We start from the raw sequence: 20,808 nt of genomic DNA, 5'->3' as shown, positions 1-20,808 counted from the left end.
CGCACGTTGCCGCTACGATCGATCATGATGGTGCTGGGCATGGCGAGCACCTTGTACATCTCTGACACTTCGTTGCGGCTGTCGAACAGTATCGGGAAGCTGAGCGAGAGATCATCCAGCATGCGGTCGGCCTTGCGCCGGTCTTTCTCCACGTTGACACCCAACAGGGTGAAACCCAGCGGCTCGTAGCGCTGGTAGAGCTCTTCGAGGTGCGGCATTTCCTGCCGGCACGGCCCGCACCACGAGGCCCAGAAATTGATCATTACCACCTGGCCACGCAGCTCGCTGAGCCGGATGTTCTCACCCGATGCGCTCTTGAGGGCAAAATCCGGGGCCTGGCCGCTGATTTTCGAGATTGCCGGCCCGCTGGTCAGCGCAACGGCACAGAAAATCGCGATATATAACTTCTTCAACATGCAGCTGTTCCTCAAAAGAATCCGGTCAGGCCCATGTGCAGGCCAATGTTGTGAGTGGTCTTGGACGTGCCGAGCAGGTCGCTGTCGAACATCTGGTCGCGCACGTCGAAGTGCACGGCCAGCCAGTCGGTCAGCAATACGCGTGCACCGGCGCCAAAGCTCACGGTGAACTGGTCTTCGCCGGCAAACTCGGTGTTGCCGACGCCGGCGACGAAATAAAGCGCGGCACCCAATGCCCGTTTGCGGCCGACAAACAGTTCACCCGGCAGCACGTTGTAGCCGATGGACAGTGAGTAGTAGCTGAACTCGCGTTCGTCCGCAGTAAGCAGACTGGCCGCGCCGCTCAGCACCTCGTAACTGGTCTGGCCGGCGTCGGTAGTAGCGTAGGCCGCCTCGCCGAAAAACCCTTCGCTGACGTGATAGCTGAAGCGCACGCCCCTGACGGTGTTGGAGCCAAAGTCCTCGACGCTCATCACACCGCCAAACACGCCAAGCTCGAAGTCTTCGGTGTCGATACGCGGCGGATCGATGTCACGCCGCTCCAGCTCGGGCTGTATCACCGATACCTGGCGTTCGGCGGAGTCTTCGTCGATTGCCGCCGCTGGCAGGGCCAGCAGCAGGGCAGGGACGGTGCTCAGAAGTAAAAGGTGAAGCCTGCTTTCCATTCGTCTATTTCCTGGTTGTCGTCGCGACTGGTAAACACGACGTAGCTGCGATATTCAGCGCGAAATACAAACTGGCGGGTGATCCACGCGCGCACGCCGGCGCCGGCAGCGGCCAGCTGATCTGTCCGGTCTTCAGTGCGTACCAAAGTAGCGGCCGGATCGGTGCGGATCATGCCGCCGGTCAGCGAAAAGAACGGCGTCAGCCGGCGCTGCGGCACGAACTGGTGCACGACACTGGCTGTAGCCATCACGTTCTCGGCAAACGGGCCAAGCGCCTGGCCGAATGCCAGCTCTACCGACAGGTTTGGTGTCAGGTTGTAGCCGCCATAAAGTGACAGCACGTTGGCGCCGCCAAAGTCGCCGGTGGTGAAGCCGGCGCGCCAGCGGTGCTCGACCAGCTGGTCCAGGCTGCTGCGTGCCAGGTTGACCGGGCTGCCATCGACTTCGTGCATTTTCTCGAGATCGGCACTGGCTACCCAGCCGGTAATGTCACGCTCGGCACGCACCTTGTACCAGCCGGTACGTTGCTTGATCACCGTCACGGTTGCCGCGTTCTCCACGGTATGAAAAACCGGGTATCCACGGCCGGGGCCGGAGCGCATCTCGAGGTAATTGTCGGCCACGCTGACTACCCACGGTGTTTTCTCCGCGTGTGCGGACGCCAGTGACAACAACAACACTAATGTCAGTGTAAGACGCATCGGCTAGTTCTCCGGCGCCACGAACGGGTCGTTGTAGTACTGGCCGCCGATATCCACCCACTCGCTGAGCAGCTTCAGTTCGGCCTCGCTGAGGAATCCGGCATGGCTTGCGTCAGCGGCAAAAACATCAAAGAAATCTGACCCGCTGGCCCAGCCGCCGCGCATCGAACGCGCAACCGGCACGGTCACGAGGATTGGTTCCATGGTGTCGGGATCGATGCCGACTTCCACCAGCCGGTCAACAAGCGCGCCATCGACCACTTCCTGCTCGAGATCGTCGAACAGCAGTTCGCGAAAGGCCTTGAAATGATCGGCCTGATCCGGTGACTGGCCATCGGTCAGGTCCAGCTGCGCTGCCGGCACCTGCGGTTCGTCATCGGCGTCGCGCGGCGTGTGACAGCTGGTGCAGGTGTTATCCGCCAGCACGGTGATGCCATCGGTATCGAACACTCGCCGGTCCAGCGACCACAGCGGGTGAATATGTTGTTCGTAGTGAATAATCGCCCGGCACTGCGGCGCCCAGGTCGACAAGCAGGCCGCCGTAACCGGCGCTTCGGTCTGCAGGTCGGCATAGCGCCAGGCAAACGGGTCATCAGGTGCCCGCCCGGCAGTGTCCTCATCGGTCCAAACGTCGTCGTACACCAGGTCGAGCGACGGAGTCTGCGCGGCGCAGTCGGTCTCGCAGCTGATCCGGCTGCGCAGCTGCGCCATGGTTTCGCCGTAAATGGCCGTCATGGCAGGGTCTGTGTTGGGAAACGGCAGGCCGGTTTCCGGCGCGCCTTCCCAGACGCTGCTGAACGCCTCCGCACGTCCGTGTGACATGCCGGTGTTGGCGACATGACAGCCGTTGCAGCTCAGCGTTTCGCCTGGCCGCACCTGCAGCCAGTTACGGTGCGGCCAGTTGTTGCGCCGGCCGTTACGATCCAGCACCTCCAGACCAAGCGGCATGTCGGCCGGGACCGTCATGCGCACCGAGCCGTCAGGCTCCACCGGCACATAGCCAACGATTTCGCGCATGCCGATAAAACGTCCGGCGGCGCCGAATGCAGTACCCGGCACCCGCCGCACGTCGCGATCGGGCTGCGGTACCAGCCGGACGACGCGCAAAAAACGTCGCGAGCGCTGGTCGGCAGTGCGTTGTGCCGGGTCGGCAAGCGTGGCAATACCGGCCCCGGTTATATCTTCGCCGGTGATTTCCCACACGCTGCGTATGTCGATGACGCCCAGCCCCTGTTGCGCCAGTGATGCTTCGAAGCCGCCGGGGCCGGTATCGTCGAACAACACCGGCGGCGCAGTGCGTGGGCGTGCGGCGATGGCCTCGTCAATCATTTCGCCTTCGTCGGGTACGACCACGGGCAATTGCGTCTCGCTGGCCGGGTCGTAAAGCCATAAGCCATACAGCGGATCGGCTGCAGTCGCGCCGGGTGCGGCGAGCTGCTCCTCGGTGCACGGCTGAATACTGCCGTCCTGTTCGAGCAGCCGGCACTGGCTCCAGTTGACCAGCAGTCTCCCGCTGCCGTCCCATAATGGCCAGCCGGCGGTAAAGCGGCCGCCCGGCGAGGGCTGGTCGTCGGTACGCACATTATTAACGGTTACCGGAGCCTGTCCCGGGCCGGGCTTTATCGATTCGACAACAGCCTGCTGCACCTCGAGAAAGTCGGAAGTATCCAGCGCCACCAGGTCGCCGCCGGCCTGCGCCGGTTCGAACGGCTGCAGCAGGCTCAGCAATGTGCCGTCCGGCAGCGGCCGCGTGCGCACGAACTGTACGGTGTCGCCGTCGCTGCCACTGTCATGACTGTTGGCGCCGTACAGCAGGCGGGTGTCGGTGCCGTCGGGACGCATGCGGTACAGGTGCATGCCGATGCGTCCACGGGTGTTTTCCCAGCGGGTGTAGGCCAGCGTGCCGTCCGGCAGGACGGCCGGGTACAGGTCGTGGCTGGTATTGAAAGAAATCTGTTGTATGTTCGAGCCGTCGGCTTCCATTACGTGCAGCACGAATGCGTCGCCTCGGTTGTCTTCGGTCTGCGCGGCGTACTGCGGCCGGCCTTCGTCGACCAGTATCGCCGCGGTGCGACGCTGCCGGGTCGAGGTAAACACGATACGGCCGTCGGGCAGGTAAAGCGGCATGCGGTCGTGACCGGCAGCAGCCGCGAGGTCCGACGGTATTACGCGACGCAGCATGTCGGTGGCGATGTCATATTCCCAGATGTCCCAGGTTGGCTGTTCGTCATCTTCGACATCGGGCAGGAACGGCCCACGCATGGCAAAGACAATCTTCGTGCCGTCGTATGACACCTGCAGGTCGCGAATATCCCAGTCAGGGTCGCCGGCTTCCGGGGTGACCTGGCGTTCCGGTGACGAGGGGCTGGCACGGTCACGTATAAAAAGAGCAGCGCCGGGTTCGAACACATCAAGGTCCCGCAGATCCGGCTGCATCATGTTGCCGTCTTCGTCCAGCGGCACGCTGCGTTTTGTATAACTGATCGGGAAGTCGACCGCGACCGGATCAGGTTCCTGTCCCGAGGCAAGGCCGACACTGCCGTCGCTGCCGCAACCACTGGCGACTACAACACAGCAAAGTGCGATGAAAAGGTATTTGCGATTCAACCTAACGTGACCTGCTTCGCGAAAAGCCATACCGGGATGTGAAACAGGTCACAGTAAACACCAGCGTGTGGGGGTTTACTGTGACACAGTTCAAACGTTGCACTTTGCAGCTGTATTACGGAGCGATGAGAACTACGACGAAAGTCCTTTATTACAAGCTCCTCCGTACCCAACGGCTACCGCGTTTCCTGTTTTTCTTTTTGCTTATGTCATCTGCAGCGATGGCGGGCCCGGACGAGCGCGCCAAACGCATGCATGACCGGTTGGCCGGTGTCGCCGGTGATGAAGCCACATTGCAGCTGATGTCGGACGACATCGCTGCAGGTAGCGAGCTGACGGCCGCCTTCCGCGCAATTGATCACCCCGCGTTTTACTCGGTAACGCTGAAGAACCTGTTTACGCCGGCGACCAATCGCGACTTCAACGTGTTCGCCGACCTTAACGATTACACGGCGACCGTCATCGGCATGATCCGCGACGACATCGCCTTCGACACCGTGCTGAGCGCCGACGTGCTGTACACCGGTGCCGCCGGTCTTGGCCTGCCGGCGTTTTCGATGACAAACAACGACCACTACCGCGAAATTGAAGCGCGCGGGCTGGACCTGCGCACCGCGCTGGTGCGGGATACCCAAACCGACCGTACCGACCTGCCGGCAGCTGCAGTTGCCGGCGTGATGAGCACGCGCGCCGCCGCCGAGGCATTTTTCGTCGCCGGCACCAATCGCGCCATGCTGCGCTTCACGCTGGTCAATCACCTGTGCCGCGATCTCGAGCAGCTCAAGGATGCCAGCCGCTCGCCGGACCGCATCCGCCAGGATGTCACCCGCAGCCCGGGCGGTGACAGCCGCATATTCATGAACAACTGCGTCGCCTGCCATACCGGGATGGACCCGCTGGCACAGGCATTTGCCTATTACGACTTTGACACCACTGCCGGCCGCATCGTCTACACCGCCGGCCAGGTGCAGCCGAAGTATTTCATCAATGCCGAAAACTTCCCGTTCGGTTTTGTCACGGAAAACAATCGCTGGGATAACTACTGGCGTGAAGGGCGCAACGCCAACCTGGGCTGGTCAGACACGTTGCCGGGCTCCGGCACCGGCGCCGCGTCGATGGGTGCTGAACTTGCCGCATCCGATGCCTTTGCCCAGTGCCAGGCCGGCAAGGTGTTCGAATCCGTCTGCCTGCGGCCGCCATCGAACGATGCCGACCGCAGCCAGGTCGCCGCCATGGTCGATTCATTGAAGACGGGCGGTTTTCGTATGAAGCAGGCATTTGCCGAAGCCGCTGTGTACTGCATGGGTGACTGATTGAACATGCGAAACCTGCAACTCGTTATTATACTTTCCTGCATCGCTGCGATTGCCGGTTGCAAGGGCGGTGCGGCGACGGAAGAGCTGCCGCCGAGCGCGCCGCCGCCGTCCAGCGAATACACCGGGCCGCCACCGGCCACCAGCGACGTGCAGTCTTTCAAGATCAACGTCTGGGACAACGTGCGCGTTGATGAGCGCTGCAGCCAGTGCCACGTTGCCGGCGGTCAGTCACCCGAATTTGCCCGCCTGGACGATGTCAACATGGCCTACCAGGATGCCAACACCGTGGTGAACCTGGCGTCGCCGGGGGATTCCCAGATGGTGGCAAAGGTCAGCGAAGGTCATCACTGCTGGCTTGCCAGTGACCAGGCCTGCGTCGATATCCTCACAACGTGGATTTCTGCCTGGGCCGGCGAGCAGGCGGTCGGCGGCGTGCGCGAAATCGAGTTTGAAGCGCCGGTCATCCGCGAAGTAGGCGTCAGCAAGAACTTTCCCGCAAGCCCGGCGCTGTTTGCCGCTGAGCTGCATCCAATGTTGCAGACTTATTGTTCCGAGTGTCATTCCTCGGCAGTGCCGATGGCGCAGTCGCCGTATTTTGCCGATGAAGACCTGGCCACGGCCTATGCGGCTGTGCAGTCGAAGATCGACCTGGATGTCACGATGGATTCGCGCCTGGTAGTGCGGCTGCGCGACGAGTTCCACAACTGCTGGAGCGACTGCGCGGCCGATGCCGGTGACGTGCAGGATGCGATCGACACCATGGCGCTGGGTATCCCCGAAACCGAGGTCGATCCCGAGCTGGTTACCAGCAAGGCGTTGCGCCTGCCGGACGGCATTGTTGCAGCCGGTGGCAACCGTTTTGAGGCCAACGTGGTCGCCTTGTATGAGTTCAAGACCGGCAGTGGCACAACTGCCTTCGATACCAGCGGCGTGGATCCGGCGATAGACCTGACGCTGTCAGGTGATACCGAGTGGGTCGGCGGCTGGGGCATCGAGCTGAAAGGCGGCAAGGCTCAGGGCACGACTGCTGCCAGCCGCAAGCTGAAAGACCTGATCGGCGCGACCGGTGAATACAGCATCGAGGGGTGGGTGGTGCCCGGCAACGTTACCCAGGAAGAGGCGCGCATCATCAGCTATTCGGCAGGTCCCGCCGCGCGTAATTTCACACTCGGCCAGACTCTCTATAACTACGATTTTTTCAATCGCAGCAGCATGACGGACGGCAATGGTACGCCGGCGTTATCCACCGCTGATGCCGACGAAGACCTGCAGGCGACGCTGCAGCATGTCGTAGTCAACTTCGACCCGGTCAACGGCCGTTCGATATTCGTCAATGGCGAACCCACCGGCGACTTCGAAGCCGAGGGCGGATCGATTGCCGACTGGGACGACACATTTGCGCTGGTGCTCGGTAACGAGGTATCCGGTGACGGTGCCTGGCTGGGTACGCTGCGCATGGTTGCCATTCACAACCGACTGCTGACACCGGCACAGGTCAGGCAGAACTTCGATGTCGGCGTTGGCGAGAAGTTTTACCTGCTGTTCAGCGTTTCCGACCTGGTCGGGTTGCCCGACAGCTATATCTATTTTGAAGTCAGCCAGTTCGACAGCTACGCGTACCTGTTTACCCAGCCGACATTTATCAGCCTGGATGAAACTGTGGTGCCCGATGCGATAGCCATCGAGGGTATGCGTATCGGCGTCAACGGCGCCGAGGCTGAGGTCGGTCAGGTGTGGAGCCGCATGGCAACCTCTTTGTCGGCGGCGCAATACAATGAGGCCGGTCAGCAGCTGTCACCGCAGGGAACCATTATCGCGGTGAAGAAGGGCGCCGATAACGACGAGTTCTTCCTCACTTTCGACCGCATTGGCAGCAACCTTTATGCACGCACGCCGCCGGCCGTCATTCCGCCGCCGGTCTCGGATGAAGTCATCGAGTCGCCGGATATCGGTATACGCACTTTCGCCGAAATCAACGCGACGCTGGCTGCTGTGACCGGCGTCAGCGCGCAGCATGCCGACGTCGTGACAACTTACGACGCGGTGAAGCAGCAGCTGCCGCAAAAAGAAGCAATCGACGGCTTTGTCGCCGCGCACCAGGTTGGCGTGGCGCAGATGGCCATCGAGTATTGCAACGCATTGATCGATGACGTACCGCTGCGCGACGGAATTTTCCCGGCTTTCGATTTTTCCCAGCCCGCTGCTGATGCGTACGACACTGCGCTCGAACGCGACGCCTTTATCGACCCGCTGCTGGGACGACTCGCGGCGCTCAACCTGGTCACCCAGCCGTTGCCTGCTGATACCCGCGCCGAACTGGCGGCACTGGCCGGACGGCTCACGGCCTGCGGCGCATCCTGCCCGGCCGGGCGCACCGAAGTGGTCGCAAAAGGACTGTGCGCGGCGGTGACCGGCAGCGCGGTCATGCTGGTGCAGTAAACGGAAACAGACATGGCAAAAAAACACAGGGCATTACGCACACACGAAGCACTGGTCCATGACGACCATGCACGACCGATGACGCGACGCGATTTTCTCGGTCGCGGGCTGCTGGCCGGTGCCGGCGTGGTGGCCGGCCCCAGCGTGTTCGGCCTGTTTGCCAACCCGCGCGCGGCGCATGCCGCACTGTCACCGGATATCGAGACATTGCGGCAGAGCTGCGGCATCGCGGTGCAGGGTGCCGGCAAGATTCCGTTTATCTGTTTTGACCTGGCCGGTGGCGCCAACATCGCCGGCTCCAACGTGCTGACCGGCGGTGCCGGCGGGCAGCTCGACTTTCTGACCACCGCCGGTTACAGCAAGCTGGGTCTGCCCGGCGACATGGTGCCGTCGATCGTCAACCCGCAGACCGGCACCAACGATTTTGTCGACAGCAGCCTGGGGCTGGCATTTCACACCGACAGCGCATTCCTGCGCGGCATGGTAGAGCGGCTGTCGCCGGCGACGCTGGCCAACCTGCACGGCGCGGTTATACCGGCGCGTTCTGATAACGACACCGGCAACAACCCCCACAACCCGATGTACGGCATTTACCAGGCCGGCGCCGATGGCGAACTGCTTACTCTGATTGGTTCGCGCAGCTCCGACTCCGGCGGCAACTCAATGACGCCGGACAACCTGCTCGACCCGTCTGTCCGCCCGACAAAGGTCGATCGTGCCAGCGACGTTACCGGGCTGGTCGACACCGGCAAGCTGGTCGGTTTGCTTGACCAGGCCGATGCAGTAGCGGTGATGGAGTCGATCCAGCGTATCAGCGACATGAAGCTCAACGCGGTGAACACCGGCGTTACCCAGGACGACGTCATCAAGGAGCTGGTTCGTTGCGGCTACGTCAAAGCCGCCGACCTGTCGGACCGTTTTGGCGACCCGTCGACGCTCGACCCTGAACTGGATACCGACATCATCGGATCTGCCGGCATCTTCAGCCAGGACGAGTACGACAGCGAAAGCCAGTTCCGCAAGACCGCCGCGGTAATGAAGCTGGTGGTGAACGGCTTTGCCGGTGCCGGCACCATTGAAATGGGTGGTTTCGACTATCACACCGGCGAACGCGGCACCGGTGAGCGCCGCGATCTGCTGGCCGGGCGCTGTATGGGCGCCTGCCTGGAATATGCTGCGCGTGTCGGTGTACCGCTGATGTTGTACGTGTTCAGCGACGGCTCGGTTTCCAGCAATGGCCGCATCGACGAGAGCGTCGACGGCCGCGGTAAAGGCGAGTGGACCGGCGACAACTCCTCGACCGCCGCATCGTTTTTCATGGTTTACAACCCCAACGGGCAGCCGGTGCCGTTTACCGGCGATTCGGCCGGCCCCGAGCGGCACATACAGATCGGTCACTTCCGCCCCGACGGGTCGGTGGAAACCGCCGCCACGCCGGCAGCCGGCAACGTCAACCTGCTGGTTGAAACCGTGATTCTCAATTACCTGGCCCTGCACGGACAGCAGGACCAGATGGATGTTCTTTTCCCCCAGCACGGGTTGGGCAACGCCACGCTGCAGGACAGCCTGACCGCATTCGACCCCATCGTTAACGGGACAATCTGATGAAACGATTACTACTGATTATGCTGAGCCTGCTGCTCGGCAATGCAACGGCCGACGAGGCTGCGCTGTCGCTGGACAACGAAGTGCAGGACCTTAAAAAAGCCGTGCAGGAGCTCAACCGCGACCTGTTCCTGCTGGAAGAGGAGCTGCTTTACCCGGCCAGCACCCAGGTGGCGGTTTTTGTCTCGCTCGATACCGGCGAGTTTCTTGATCTGGACTCGGTCGAGCTGAAGATCAACAACAAGGAAGTTACGCATTACCTGTACACCGAGCGCGAGCGCGAAGCGCTGCGCAGCGGCGGTGTGCAGCGGCTGTATGTCGGTAACCTCAAGGCCGGCGAGCATGAGCTGGTGGCATTTTTTAATGGCATCGGCCCGCACGAGCGCAAGTACAAGCGCGGCACTAACCTCAGTTTCGAAAAAACGCTCGGCCCGAAATACATCGAGCTGCGCGTAGTCGATTCCGAACGTTCCCGTCAGCCTGAATTTGTCGTGAGGGAATGGGACTAGCACGAAAAAACTGGCTGCTGTTTGCACTGGTCGCGGCACTGTCGTGGCCGGCGGCCGACGCACGCGAGGCAAAAGCGCCGTCCACCGTGCAGGATCTCGTCTACGGCGAGATCCTTTTTGAGTTTTATCAGGATCGTTATTTCGAGGCGATAACCCGCCAGCTTGTTGCCGTCGAACGCGGTGAGCTGGACTTTCACGCCGAGGAATCCGAGCTGTTATCGGGCGGCATGTACCTGGCCTACGGCCAGCAGAACCAGGCCGAAGATATATTCGCCCGGCTGCTGGAAAAACGTGCCAGCGAGGAAGTGCAGCAGCAGGCACGGTTGCAGCTGGCGCGCTCGCACTACGAGCGTGGTGCTTACCGGCGCACCGTCGCATTGCTCGCCGAGCGTAACTGGAACAAAGACAGCGCCGATCAGGCCCGCGCATTGGCGGCACAGGCCATGCTGGGGCTGAACCTGCACGGCAAGGCTGCTGACCTGCTGCGCGACCTGCGTGGCACTCCGGATGCGGCATTTGCCCGTTATAACCTCGGCGTGGCGCTGGCCGGGCAGGGAGAATTTGACCAGGCCGCGCGCCAGCTCGAGCGTGTTGGCAGCATGCGCGTGCGCGGCAAGCGTGGCCTGTTCGGTCGCAAGCGTAATGATGATTCGGTTATGCCGGCATTGCGCGACAAGGCGCGGCTGGCGCTGGGCTATGCACAGATCCGCAACGGTCTGCCGGATGCGGCGCTGGAAACACTCGAGGACGTACGCATAGACGGGCCCTATGCCAGCGCTTCGCTGCTCGGCGCCGGCTGGGCGGCGGCGGAAATGCAGCGATTTGATATCGCACTCAACGCGTGGCGGGTGCTGCAGCAGCGCGATCCTGCAGACCCGGCGGTGCAGGAGGCATGGTTTGCCGTGCCTTATGCGCTGGGCGAACTGAATGCACACGGCGCCGCGGCTGAAGCCTTCGAGGACAGCATCGCCGCGATAGAAGACGAAGACCGCGCGCTGACAGCTGCAATCGATACGCTTGAATCCGACGGTATTGCTGCGCTGCTGCTGGCCAACGACAAGGCGGCCGAGTGGGATGCCGGCTGGCAGCTGGCCGAGGCGCCGGATCATCCGCTGTCGCGCTACCTGTTTCTGCTGATGGCCGACAACGTGTTCCAGCAGCATCTGCGCGATTACCGCGACCTGCGTGCGCTGTCCGGCACGCTGCAACGCAAGCGTGTCGACTTTGACAGCTACCGCAACATGCTGGCAACCCGCCAGCAGCGTTTCGACCAGCACGCGACGGTTGCTGCTGGCGTGGCGGACGGCAGCCGGCTGGAGGAATTGCGTGCACGCGCCGCCGGATTGCGTGAGCAGCTTGCCGCAACGGTCGATGCTGACGATTACCTGGCGCTGGCCACGATTGACGAACGTACGCAGCTGGCACAGCTCGACGCGATGCGTACGACACTGGCGCAACTTCCGCCGCAGCAGGCAGCCGAACTGGCCGAACGCCAGCGCGTGCTGCATGGTTTGCTGCGCTGGCAGCTGTCCGGCGACTATTCCGCGCGTCTTTACCAGTTGCGCCGGGAACTGGCGGCAGTCGAAGCTGAACTAGCCGAGGGCGAGACGCGCCGGCAGCAGCTGGTCGCGGCGCTGGCAACCGTGCCGCAGCAGCAGGCGCAGTTTGCCACCCGCATCGAGACCATGATTCCACGCGTTGCCGCCATGCAGGCGCGTATCGACATCACGCTCGCAGCCACCGACCGGCGGCTTGTCGAGCTGGCAACCGGTGAGCTGACCGAGCGTCGTGTGCGCCTGGCGCAGTACCTGGACCAGGCGCGCTACGCGCTGGCGGCCATTCACGACCGCGCCGCGGCGGAGGGCTCATGAGAGCACCGCTGGTCCTGGTGTGTATCTTTTTTGTGGTGGCGGCGCAGGCGCAGACCGTCGGTGATGTCATCCGCAAGGGTGAACCGCTGCCCGCGACGACCGAAGTAACCGGCTCGATCGACAAGGCGCGTGCTGCTTACGCCAGCTTTCTCGCCGGCGGCAGCGACAGCCCGCACCGGGCAACGGCTTTGCGCCGACTGGCCGACCTGGAACTGGAAGCGGGTCTGCGTCAGCTGGAAGCCGGTGCGGAGGCCTCGTTTGCAAAGCCGATAACGCTGTATCGCGAGTTTCTCGAGACCTATCCGGATGATGCGGCACGCGACCACGTGCTGTACCAGCTGGCCCGCGCGCTGGATAACTCCGGTAAAACAGGCGCCGCGCTGTCATACCTGGAGCAGCTCACCGAGGCTTTCTTCGACTCGCCACTGGCCGCCGAAGCACTGTTCCGCCAGGGCGAAATGCTGTTTATCAAGCGTCGCTACGCCGACGCCGCCAGGGCCTATGCCGCCGTGTACAACGAGCACAGCGGCACACGTTTTGAAACCAACGCGCGCTACAAGCACGGCTGGTCGTTGTTCAAGACTGATCGTTTCGCTGCCGCAGTGGCGCGTTTCGCCGGGCTGGTCGACTATGTGCTCGACGATGCTGCGCCGGTGCCGGCACAGATAGAAGCTTTCACGCCAGGGCAGCGTGAGATGTTCGAGGACGCCCTGCGAGCCAGCAGCATCGCGCTGGTCGAGCTGGGCGGGGCGACGGAACTGGAGTTTTTGATAAACGGCGAGCCGCTGCCGGCGTGGGCGTATCTGTTCTACGAACGCCTCGGCGAGCATTACCTGGGCGAGGAGCGTTTTGCCGAGGCCGCCGCAAGTTTTGGCGCCTATGCACAGCGTGTGCCGACTGACGCACAGGCACCGATCCTGCAGGCACGCGTAATCGAAACTTATGAAGCAGCCGGTTTTGCCGAACGGGTGATCGGGGCGCGTGGCGATTTTGTGCGCGCCTACGGTTTTGACGCTCCGTTCTGGCAGGGTCGCGAACCGGCCGACCACCCGCAGATTGCCACCCAGCTCGATCATCACCTGAAGGCACTGACCGAGCACTATCATGCCGCGGCGCAGGCGGGTGACGTGACAGCGGTGGAGCCAGCGGTGCAGTGGTACCGAGCCTGGCTGAAGTTTTTCCCGGAGGTGGCCGAAACGCCAGCGCGCAACTTCCTGCTGGCGGAACTGTTGTTCGATTCACGACGCTTTGCCGAAGCTGCGATGGAATACGAACGCACGGCATACGATTACCCGGCACATGAGCGCGCGAGCGAGGCCGGTTACGCGGCGTTGCTGGCGCGTGACAGCGCTTACCAGGCAGGCGCGGGTGAAGAAGTTGCGGTCCTGCGCCAGCTCGCGCTCGACTCCCGCCTGCGCTTCGCCGACACCTGGCCGCAGAATCCACGCACGCCACCGGTGCTGCTTGATGCAGCAGAAGAACTGTTTGCGCTGGAACAGCGCGAAGATGCCATAGCCGTGGCTGCCCGCACGCTGGAATATGCCGAAACGCTGTCGCCACAGCAACAGCGCACCGCCTGGGTGGTGCAGGCGCACGCCCGTTTCGATATGCAGCAGCATGCGCTGGCCGAAACCGCCTACCGCGCGGCACTGGAAGTCAGCGATCCGGCCGATGCTCTGACCGGCGAGCTGCAGGAGCGACTGGCCGCCAGCGTCTACGAACAGGGCAGGGTGGCACGCGACGACGGCGACCTGGCCACCGCGGCCGGACATTTCAGTCGTATCGGTGGGCTGGCCTTTGCCAGTTCCGTGCACCCGGTTGCTCTTTACGATGCGGCGGCCGCGCTGATCAACCTGGAACGCTGGGACGATGCAGCACAATCGTTGCAGGCATTCCGGCTGCGTTACCCGTCACACCGGCTGGCTGCCGGCATCGCCGAGCAGCTTACCGGCGTGTACCTGCAGGGCAATCGCCCGCTGGATGCCGCGGCCGAACTGACCGGCATCGCTGGCAGCACCGACGCCGCAACGGCAACGGCAGCGCGCTGGCAGGCGGCGGAGCTTTACCACGATAACGACGCCAGCGAGGCACACCTCGAGGTGCTGCAGTCGCTGGCCGCGTCGCCGCAGACACCGGTCGATGACGCCATGCGTGCCCGCGAGCAGCTGCTGACCATGTTCCTCGAGAAAAACGACAGCAGCAGCGTGCGCTACTGGCGTGAACAGATTGTTGCCGCCGATGCGGCAGCCGGCGCCGCGCGCAGTGATTACAGCCGCACAATGGCAGCACGCGCCGCGCTGGCGCTGGCAGAACCGCTGGCTGATTACTACGCAACGCTGAACCTCACGCTGCCATTGCAAGGCAGCCTGCCGGTAAAGAAAAAAGCACTGGAACAGGCGCGCGCGGCGTTCGAGCGTATCGCTGACTACGGTATCGACGACACCAGTTCGGCCGCCACCTTTCACATCGCCGAGCTGTACCGCGGCTTTGGCAAGGCGCTGATGGATTCACAACGGCCCCAGCTCGACGAGCTGGCGCTGGAAGAGTACGAGTTCCTGCTGGAAGAGCAGGCGTTTCCCTTTGAAGAAAAGGCGATTGAATTACACCAGATCAATACCGCGCGCGCCGCAAAGCTCGTTTACAACGAGTGGGTGGCACGCAGTTTTACCCGCCTCGCCGAGCTGATGCCGGCGCGTTACAACAGGATGGAACAACGTGAATCGCTTGTCAGCCAGATCGATTAGCGCAGCAGCGCTGGTATGCAGTGCCGTATTGAGCGGCTGTGCCACCACCGGCAGCGGCACGCCCGACGAACGTTTCGGTCAGGCCCTGCAGGCGATGCAGGCTGATAACTACCAGCGCGCCGAGGGATTATTGGTAAGTATCAACGACCGTGAGCCGGATCACGCCGGGGTGTGGGCGAATCTGGGTATCGTGCTGTCGAACCTCGAACGCGAGGCGGAGGCAGTGCAGGCACTGGAACAGGCAATCGCTTTGAACCCGAAACTTGCCGCGGCGCATAACGAGCTGGGCGTGCTGCACCGGCGTGCCGGGCGCCTGAGCGCGGCAGAAACGGCATATCAAAACGCGCTTGATGCCGACAGTGGCTATGCCAGTGCGCATCGCAATATCGGCGTGCTGTACGACCTGTACCTGGGTCAGCCGGACAAGGCGTTGGAGCACTACCAGCGCTTTATCGAGCTCGACTCCACCGATGAGCAGGTGCAGCGCTGGATCGTCGAGCTGGAACGCCGCGTCGCGGTGCGGGAGGCACGCAACCGATGAAACACCTTTTTCTTATCACGCTGTTGTTAGGCGCCGGTTTCGCCCAGGCCGAGGACAGCGAACAAGCCGAGCAGGCGTCAGCGCATGTCGAACTCGATACCACCACCATCAAGGCCAGCAAGGAGCTGCCCAGCGTGATGGCGGTCGTGCCGTGGAAGAAAGCGCTGCCGGCGGGCCTTGGCGGCCGCCCGGACAAGAGCCTGGTCGACGCTTTACTTACGCCGCTGGATCCGGACGTGTTCCGGCGGCAACAGGATTTTTACCAGCAACTGTTTGTTGCAAAACGGGAGAGTGAATGATGGAAGCTTATGACGCGATAGTCCGCTTCTTCCAGGAAGGCGGGGTATTTATGTACCCCATTGTCATCGTACTGGCCATTGGCGCCGCGATTGCGCTGGAGCGTTTCATGTACCTGAGTGTCGCTGGCGTCAACAGCCGCCGCACCTGGAAGAAAATTACGCCACTGCTGCAAAGCGGCCGGCTGGCCGAAGCGGCCACGGTGGCGGCCGATTCGAAAACGGCCATCGGTAACGTGCTCAACTACGGTTTCGAGCGTATCAAGACGGCGCGCCGTCGTGATGACGTGGAAAAAGCGATGGAGGAGAGCATGCTGGACGTGATGCCGCGGCTGGAAAAACGCACCCATTACCTGGCGACGTTTGCCAACCTGGCCACGCTGCTGGGTCTGCTCGGTACGATTATTGGTCTGATCCGTGCGTTTACCGCAGTGGCTGCCGCCAGCCCGGCGGAAAAAGCCGACATGCTCAGCGCCAGTATCTCGGTGGCGATGAACACCACCGCGTTCGGCCTGATGGCGGCTATACCGTTGCTGCTGCTGCACGCCGTGCTGCAGACAAAGACCACTGAACTGGTCGACAGCCTGGAAATGGCTGCGGTGAAATTTCTCAACACCGTCACGGTAATTAACGAGAAGAAGGCGGCCGCCGCGTGAGACGTCGCTGGCGCAGCCTGCGCAGCAAAGACCCGGCCGAACTGAACATCACCGCCTTCATGAACCTGATGGTGGTGCTGGTGCCGTTCCTGCTGATTACCGCCGTGTTCTCCCGCATGGCGATACTGGAGCTGAACCTCCCGGCAGATGGCGTGGCCGGTGACGAGCCGCCGATGTTTGCACTCGAAGTTGTCCTGCGCGGCAATCGCATCGATCTCAACGATCGCCAGAGTGGTCCGCTGGCCAGTCTGCCGCATGTCGACGGCCGACCGGACCTGAAAGCGGTTTCCGACTACATGCAGCGCATCAAGCAGCGCTTCCCCGATGAGACATCGGCCACACTGCTGCTCGAGCCGGATGTCGTCTACGAACAGATCGTCGACGTGATGGACGTGGTGCGCGCCGTCGCGGTGAAAGACGGCGGCGCAACCGTATTTGCCGAGCTGTTTCCGGCAATCTCCATTGGCGACGCACCGCCGGCGCCGACCGTGGCAGCGGCAGGAGACTAGTCATGGCAGCAATGTCACCACGTGCCCGACGCATGAACGAACGCCAGCAACGCCGTGGCAAGAGTGTCGGCCTGAACCTGGTCTCGCTGATGGATATCTTCACCATCCTGGTGTTCTTTTTGCTGGTCAATTCCAGCGAAGTGCAGACGCTGCCGAGCACCAAGGGCGTCGATATGCCCGAGTCGATCGCGCAGACCCAGCCGCGGCAAACCTTAGTAGTAAAAATAACGGCTGAACAGATACTGGTCGAGGGCAACGCGGTGTTGTCGGTCGCCGATGCGCTGGCAAGTAAAAATACCGTGCTGGAACCGTTGCGCGGCGCGTTGCTGGCCGAGAAACGTCCGGAAGCTGATGCTGCGCAGACTGAAATCACGATCATGGGTGACAAGGCGTTGTCATACCGTGTGCTGAAAAAAGTCATGAGCACCTGTGCCATGGCCGATTTTGAACGCGTTTCGCTGGCGGTAATGCAGCGCGCGCCGGACGCGGTGGGTAGCTGATGTACTCACGCAGCTACGCATTGCCGTGGGAACTGGTCGCCGAGGAAAACCGGCGCTTTCGCAGAATACTGAGCTGGACGCTGGGCATTACCCTGGTGTTGAGTATTGTTCTTGCCGCGTTGCCGCTACCGGATCGCGCCAGCCTGACGCCACCGGAGTTGCCGAAGCGCATGGCAAAGCTGCTGCTGGAGCCAAAACCGGTACCGAAACAGGAAGAAGTGAAGCTGCCGCCAAAACCGGAAAAACCGGTCGAGCGCAAGGTGGAAGTCAAGCTGCCGAAACCAAAAGCGCCGGTGGTCGAAACCGTCCGACCTGACCCCGAGCCGCAGCCCGATGCGCGTGTAGCAGCACGAGAACGCGCCGCCAGCGCCGGCGTCATGGCATTTGCCGACCAGCTGGCCGACTTGCGTGACGCGACACCCGGCGATTCGCTCAGTACGGACACCCAGGTTGCGGCGACCGGCAGCGGAACCGCACAACGGGCACTGGTGACAACCGCCAAAGGCACCGCCAGTGCCGGTATAAATACTTCAGCGATGAGCCGCGCCACCGGCGGCGGCGGGCTGGCCGAGCGTCAGACCACCCGCGTGACCACGCAGCAACCGACACGCACCGCGCGTGCCAGTAACCAGCGCAAGGGAAGCGATTCCGGTGTTGGCGGGCGCAGCCGCGAGGAAATTGAGCAGGTATTCGACAAGAACAAGGCAGCGATCTATGCGCTGTATCGCCGCGCGCTGCGCAGCGACCCTACGCTGGAAGGTAAAGTAGTACTCACGCTGACCATTGCGCCGTCCGGCGCCGTCACCGAGGTACAGATTGTTTCCAGCGAGCTGGCGGCGCCCGAGCTGGAAGCAAAGCTGCTGCGTCGTATCCGACTGTTCGACTTCGGCGCCCGCGACGTCGCCGTCACCACCACCACAAAACCGATCGACTTTTTCCCCGCATAGAACCCGGGCAACTTGCCGAAGTGAAGCAGCGGCTGGCCCGTTATGAGCTCGACGGAGAGCGGGGCACGCCGGTCGAAGTTGCCGTACGGAGGATCAGGGGCAAGCTCTAGCCGTGCGTGCATGGCTGTCTGGTACGAAGAACGGCGGCCCGGATCAGGCCACTTATTCCTGGATGATTTCCTGGGCGCGCTCGAGACCATTACCGCCGCGCCCGAGGCCATGGTGATCCTGTTGACTGGCCGGACTGAATGCCGCTGCCTGGCAGGCAATCAGCCGGCTCTCCATGTGTGTAAAATGGCAGCCCTCGTACTTAGGTTCGAGTCAAGAATAAACCCGGGTAAGGGGCTCGATGGATCCGCTGCCGCTACTGACGACCGAGATGACGATCGTGCTGGCGATCGTCGTGCTGGCGGTATTTCTTTTTGTCACCGAGCTGGTGCGGGTGGACGTGGCGGCGCTCCTGGTGATGACACTGCTGGGGCTGCTGATCTACTTCCCGGCGTTCGAGGGGCTGCTCAGCCCCGACATTCTGTTTTCCGGACTTTCCAGCAACGCGGTGGTGTCCATCATCGCGGTGATGATCATCGGCGGCGGGCTGGACAAGACCGGCGTGATGGAGCGGGTGGCGTGGGCCATCCTGCGTTACGGCGGGCGCACGGAAAAAAAGATTGTCTCGCTGGTGTCGGGCACCGTCGCGGTGATCTCTTCGTTCATGCAGAACATCGGCGCCACCGCACTGTTTTTGCCGGTGGTCGCAAAGATTTCCATGAAGACCGGCCTGCCAATGTCGCGGCTGGTCATGCCGATGGGTTTTTGCGCCATCCTCGGCGGCACCATGACCATGGTTGGCTCCAGCCCGCTGATCATGCTCAACGACCTGCTCGACAACGCCAACAAGGCGCTGCCGGTGTCACAGCAGATGGAACACCTTGGCCTGTTTGCCGTCGCGCCGGTCGGTATTGCGCTGGTGGCCGCCGGGCTGGTGTATTTCCTGGTGTTCGGTCACTGGCTGCTGCCGCGTGGTGAGAAAGCACACGCGCGCGGCGCCGGCACGGTGCGCTACCTGCGGCGTATCTACGGCATGGATGCCGCCGTACGCGAGGTCGAGGTGCCGTCCGGCAGTCCGTTTGTCGGTAAAGACATCAAAATGGTGCAACGCGAGTTTGAGGTGAAAATTGTCGCCTCGCGTTACGCCGGCAAAGTGCTGGTAGCGCCGCCCATCGAGGCGCCGATTGCCGCGCCGGCAACGCTGGCGATAATCGCGCCGCCAAAAGAGCTGCGCGCCTTCGTCAATGCCGGCGGGCTAATCCTGCGGCCAAAGCTGCGCGAGTTCCGCCACCTGCTGGCGCGCTCGATTGCCGGCATCGCCGAGATCGTCATCCCGCCCGACTCGCAGCTGGTGGGTAAATCGGTACGCGAGCTGCGCCTGCGTCTGACCTATGGGCTGACGCTGCTGTCGATTTTCCGCGCCGGCACCACCATCCGCGAAAAAATGCAGGACGTTCCGTTCGAAGCCGGCGATACACTCGTTTGCCACACTCGCTGGGACAACCTGGGACGGCTGGAAAAAGACCGCGACTTTGTCATCGTCACCACCGACTATCCGCGCGAGCCACAGCACCCGTACAAGATCGCGCTGGCACTGACATTTTTTGCCATCTCGCTGGGCCTGGTCGTGTTTACCGATGTGCTGCTGCCGATAGCGCTGATGACCGGCGCCGTCGGCATGATCATCTTTGGCGTGCTGACCATGGACGAGGCCTATCGCGCCGTAAGCTGGAAAACCGTGTTCCTGCTGGCCGGCCTGCTGCCACTGGGTCACGCGGTGGAATCCTCCGGCACCGCCAACTACATCGCGCAGCACCTGCTGGCCTGGCTGGGCGACGTACCGGCATGGACGCTGCAGGCGCTTGTTGCCGTGCTGGGTGCAGTGTTCTCGCTGGTGATGTCCAACGTCGGCGCCACCGTGCTGCTGGTGCCACTGGCCATCAACCTGGCGCTGGCCAGCGGCGCCGACCCGGCGATGTTTGCGCTCACCGTCGCGGTATCGACCTCCAACTCGTTCATCATCCCCACCCACCAGGTCAACGCGCTGATCATGGGCCCGGGCGACTACAAGGTGGCGCACTTTATCCGTGCCGGCACCATCATGACCGGCATCTTCCTGGTCGTCTCCCTAATCGCCCTCAACCTCGCGTTTTAGTGAGAATCTGACCGCAACAATGCTCCCTGATCGCGCCCGGAGGGCGCTCCTACGAGATGCTGATTCTTGTCGCAGGAGCGGCTTCCAGCCGCGATTGCCCGGACGTGATTCTTGTCGCAGGAGCGGCTTCCAGCCGCGATTGCCGGGACGTGATTCTTGTCGCAGGAGCGGCTTCCAGCCGCGATTGCCGGCGGCATGAACCTCGACGACCCGTCCCTGTCTCACCGTTTATGAATAAAATTCTTATAACAATCCTCCTGCTGATTACCACCGCCGCAATCGC

17 protein-coding genes are annotated in these 20,808 nt (G+C 62.4%); 13 read left to right on the top strand and 4 right to left on the bottom strand.

The features are described from left to right. From HKN06_10750 to HKN06_10735, 4 genes are all read right to left on the bottom strand, one after another. Positions 1–416: TlpA family protein disulfide reductase (locus tag HKN06_10750; protein ID NNF61789.1), on the bottom strand; the 416-nt coding region annotated here is incomplete at its 3' end. A gap of 11 nt (positions 417–427) precedes the next feature. Continuing rightward, positions 428–1,081 carry an outer membrane beta-barrel domain-containing protein gene (locus tag HKN06_10745; protein ID NNF61788.1) on the bottom strand — a complete coding sequence of 218 codons (654 nt, stop codon included), beginning with the start codon at positions 1,079–1,081 and terminating at the stop codon, positions 428–430. Continuing rightward, positions 1,051–1,782: an SH3 domain-containing protein gene (locus HKN06_10740; GenBank protein NNF61787.1), complete on the bottom strand. Its 732-nt coding sequence runs from the start codon at positions 1,780–1,782 to the stop codon at positions 1,051–1,053. The genes HKN06_10745 and HKN06_10740 overlap by 31 nt, the downstream gene beginning before the upstream one ends. A 3-nt stretch (positions 1,783–1,785) precedes the next feature. Continuing rightward, the gene (locus HKN06_10735) at positions 1,786–4,389 is read right to left on the bottom strand and encodes a hypothetical protein (GenBank protein ID NNF61786.1); all 2,604 of its coding nucleotides are present in this window, start codon (positions 4,387–4,389) and stop codon (positions 1,786–1,788) included. Positions 4,390–4,595: 206 nt separating this feature from the next. On the opposite strand from HKN06_10735, the gene HKN06_10730 reads away from it, so the two are divergent. From HKN06_10730 to HKN06_10670, 13 genes are all read left to right on the top strand, one after another. Further along, positions 4,596–5,702: a hypothetical protein gene (locus HKN06_10730; GenBank protein NNF61785.1), complete on the top strand. Its 1,107-nt coding sequence runs from the start codon at positions 4,596–4,598 to the stop codon at positions 5,700–5,702. A 6-nt stretch (positions 5,703–5,708) separates the two neighbouring features. Beyond that, positions 5,709–8,144 carry a LamG domain-containing protein gene (locus tag HKN06_10725; protein ID NNF61784.1) on the top strand — a complete coding sequence of 812 codons (2,436 nt, stop codon included), beginning with the start codon at positions 5,709–5,711 and terminating at the stop codon, positions 8,142–8,144. Positions 8,145–8,156: 12 nt separating this feature from the next. Beyond that, the gene (locus HKN06_10720) at positions 8,157–9,749 is read left to right on the top strand and encodes a general secretion pathway protein GspF (protein NNF61783.1); all 1,593 of its coding nucleotides are present in this window, start codon (positions 8,157–8,159) and stop codon (positions 9,747–9,749) included. A 20-nt stretch (positions 9,750–9,769) separates the two neighbouring features. Then, positions 9,770–10,258, top strand: a complete 489-nt coding sequence (locus HKN06_10715) for an AraC family transcriptional regulator (GenBank protein ID NNF61782.1) — start codon at positions 9,770–9,772, stop codon at positions 10,256–10,258. After that, positions 10,249–12,129 carry a hypothetical protein gene (locus HKN06_10710; protein NNF61781.1) on the top strand — a complete coding sequence of 627 codons (1,881 nt, stop codon included), beginning with the start codon at positions 10,249–10,251 and terminating at the stop codon, positions 12,127–12,129. The genes HKN06_10715 and HKN06_10710 overlap by 10 nt, the downstream gene beginning before the upstream one ends. Beyond that, entirely contained in the window at positions 12,126–14,873 is a 2,748-nt protein-coding gene (locus HKN06_10705) for a tetratricopeptide repeat protein (protein NNF61780.1), read from the top strand. The genes HKN06_10710 and HKN06_10705 overlap by 4 nt, the downstream gene beginning before the upstream one ends. Next, positions 14,845–15,414, top strand: a complete 570-nt coding sequence (locus HKN06_10700) for a tetratricopeptide repeat protein (GenBank protein ID NNF61779.1) — start codon at positions 14,845–14,847, stop codon at positions 15,412–15,414. Before HKN06_10705 ends, HKN06_10700 begins: the two co-directional genes overlap by 29 nt. Next, positions 15,411–15,713, top strand: a complete 303-nt coding sequence (locus HKN06_10695; protein NNF61778.1) for a hypothetical protein — start codon at positions 15,411–15,413, stop codon at positions 15,711–15,713. Before HKN06_10700 ends, HKN06_10695 begins: the two co-directional genes overlap by 4 nt. Then, positions 15,713–16,366: a MotA/TolQ/ExbB proton channel family protein gene (locus HKN06_10690; GenBank protein NNF61777.1), complete on the top strand. Its 654-nt coding sequence runs from the start codon at positions 15,713–15,715 to the stop codon at positions 16,364–16,366. The genes HKN06_10695 and HKN06_10690 overlap by 1 nt, the downstream gene beginning before the upstream one ends. Positions 16,367–16,425: 59 nt before the next feature. Then, positions 16,426–16,875, top strand: a complete 450-nt coding sequence (locus HKN06_10685) for a biopolymer transporter ExbD (GenBank protein NNF61776.1) — start codon at positions 16,426–16,428, stop codon at positions 16,873–16,875. 32 nt (positions 16,876–16,907) lie between these two features. Continuing rightward, the gene (locus tag HKN06_10680) at positions 16,908–17,375 is read left to right on the top strand and encodes a biopolymer transporter ExbD (protein ID NNF61775.1); all 468 of its coding nucleotides are present in this window, start codon (positions 16,908–16,910) and stop codon (positions 17,373–17,375) included. Then, positions 17,375–18,322 carry an AgmX/PglI C-terminal domain-containing protein gene (locus HKN06_10675; GenBank protein ID NNF61774.1) on the top strand — a complete coding sequence of 316 codons (948 nt, stop codon included), beginning with the start codon at positions 17,375–17,377 and terminating at the stop codon, positions 18,320–18,322. Before HKN06_10680 ends, HKN06_10675 begins: the two co-directional genes overlap by 1 nt. Positions 18,323–18,671: 349 nt before the next feature. Beyond that, positions 18,672–20,525 (top strand): SLC13 family permease, encoded by a 1,854-nt coding sequence (locus HKN06_10670; GenBank protein NNF61773.1) that lies wholly within the window; start codon positions 18,672–18,674, stop codon positions 20,523–20,525. Positions 20,526–20,808: the final 283 nt, after the last annotated feature.

This window comes from Gammaproteobacteria bacterium (genome assembly GCA_013003425.1).
Lineage (GTDB): Bacteria > Pseudomonadota > Gammaproteobacteria > Steroidobacterales > JABDKV01 > JABDJB01.
This window is presented reverse-complemented; position numbering and strand designations above follow the sequence as displayed.

What these genes read in the sequence shown, in the direction of transcription:
- HKN06_10670 (NNF61773.1), top strand. Translation starts at nt 18,672, where the DNA reads ATGGATCCGCTGCCGCTACTGACGACCGAGATGACGATCGTGCTGGCG.
- HKN06_10685 (NNF61776.1), top strand. Translation starts at nt 16,426, where the DNA reads ATGAACCTGATGGTGGTGCTGGTGCCGTTCCTGCTGATTACCGCCGTG.
- HKN06_10720 (NNF61783.1), top strand. Translation starts at nt 8,157, where the DNA reads ATGGCAAAAAAACACAGGGCATTACGCACACACGAAGCACTGGTCCAT.
- HKN06_10680 (NNF61775.1), top strand. Translation starts at nt 16,908, where the DNA reads ATGAACGAACGCCAGCAACGCCGTGGCAAGAGTGTCGGCCTGAACCTG.
- HKN06_10710 (NNF61781.1), top strand. Translation starts at nt 10,249, where the DNA reads ATGGGACTAGCACGAAAAAACTGGCTGCTGTTTGCACTGGTCGCGGCA.
- HKN06_10730 (NNF61785.1), top strand. Translation starts at nt 4,596, where the DNA reads ATGTCATCTGCAGCGATGGCGGGCCCGGACGAGCGCGCCAAACGCATG.
- HKN06_10705 (NNF61780.1), top strand. Translation starts at nt 12,126, where the DNA reads ATGAGAGCACCGCTGGTCCTGGTGTGTATCTTTTTTGTGGTGGCGGCG.
- HKN06_10690 (NNF61777.1), top strand. Translation starts at nt 15,713, where the DNA reads ATGGAAGCTTATGACGCGATAGTCCGCTTCTTCCAGGAAGGCGGGGTA.
- HKN06_10725 (NNF61784.1), top strand. Translation starts at nt 5,709, where the DNA reads ATGCGAAACCTGCAACTCGTTATTATACTTTCCTGCATCGCTGCGATT.
- HKN06_10715 (NNF61782.1), top strand. Translation starts at nt 9,770, where the DNA reads ATGCTGAGCCTGCTGCTCGGCAATGCAACGGCCGACGAGGCTGCGCTG.
- HKN06_10695 (NNF61778.1), top strand. Translation starts at nt 15,411, where the DNA reads ATGAAACACCTTTTTCTTATCACGCTGTTGTTAGGCGCCGGTTTCGCC.
- HKN06_10675 (NNF61774.1), top strand. Translation starts at nt 17,375, where the DNA reads ATGTACTCACGCAGCTACGCATTGCCGTGGGAACTGGTCGCCGAGGAA.
- HKN06_10745 (NNF61788.1), bottom strand. Translation starts at nt 1,081, where the DNA reads ATGGAAAGCAGGCTTCACCTTTTACTTCTGAGCACCGTCCCTGCCCTG.
- HKN06_10740 (NNF61787.1), bottom strand. Translation starts at nt 1,782, where the DNA reads ATGCGTCTTACACTGACATTAGTGTTGTTGTTGTCACTGGCGTCCGCA.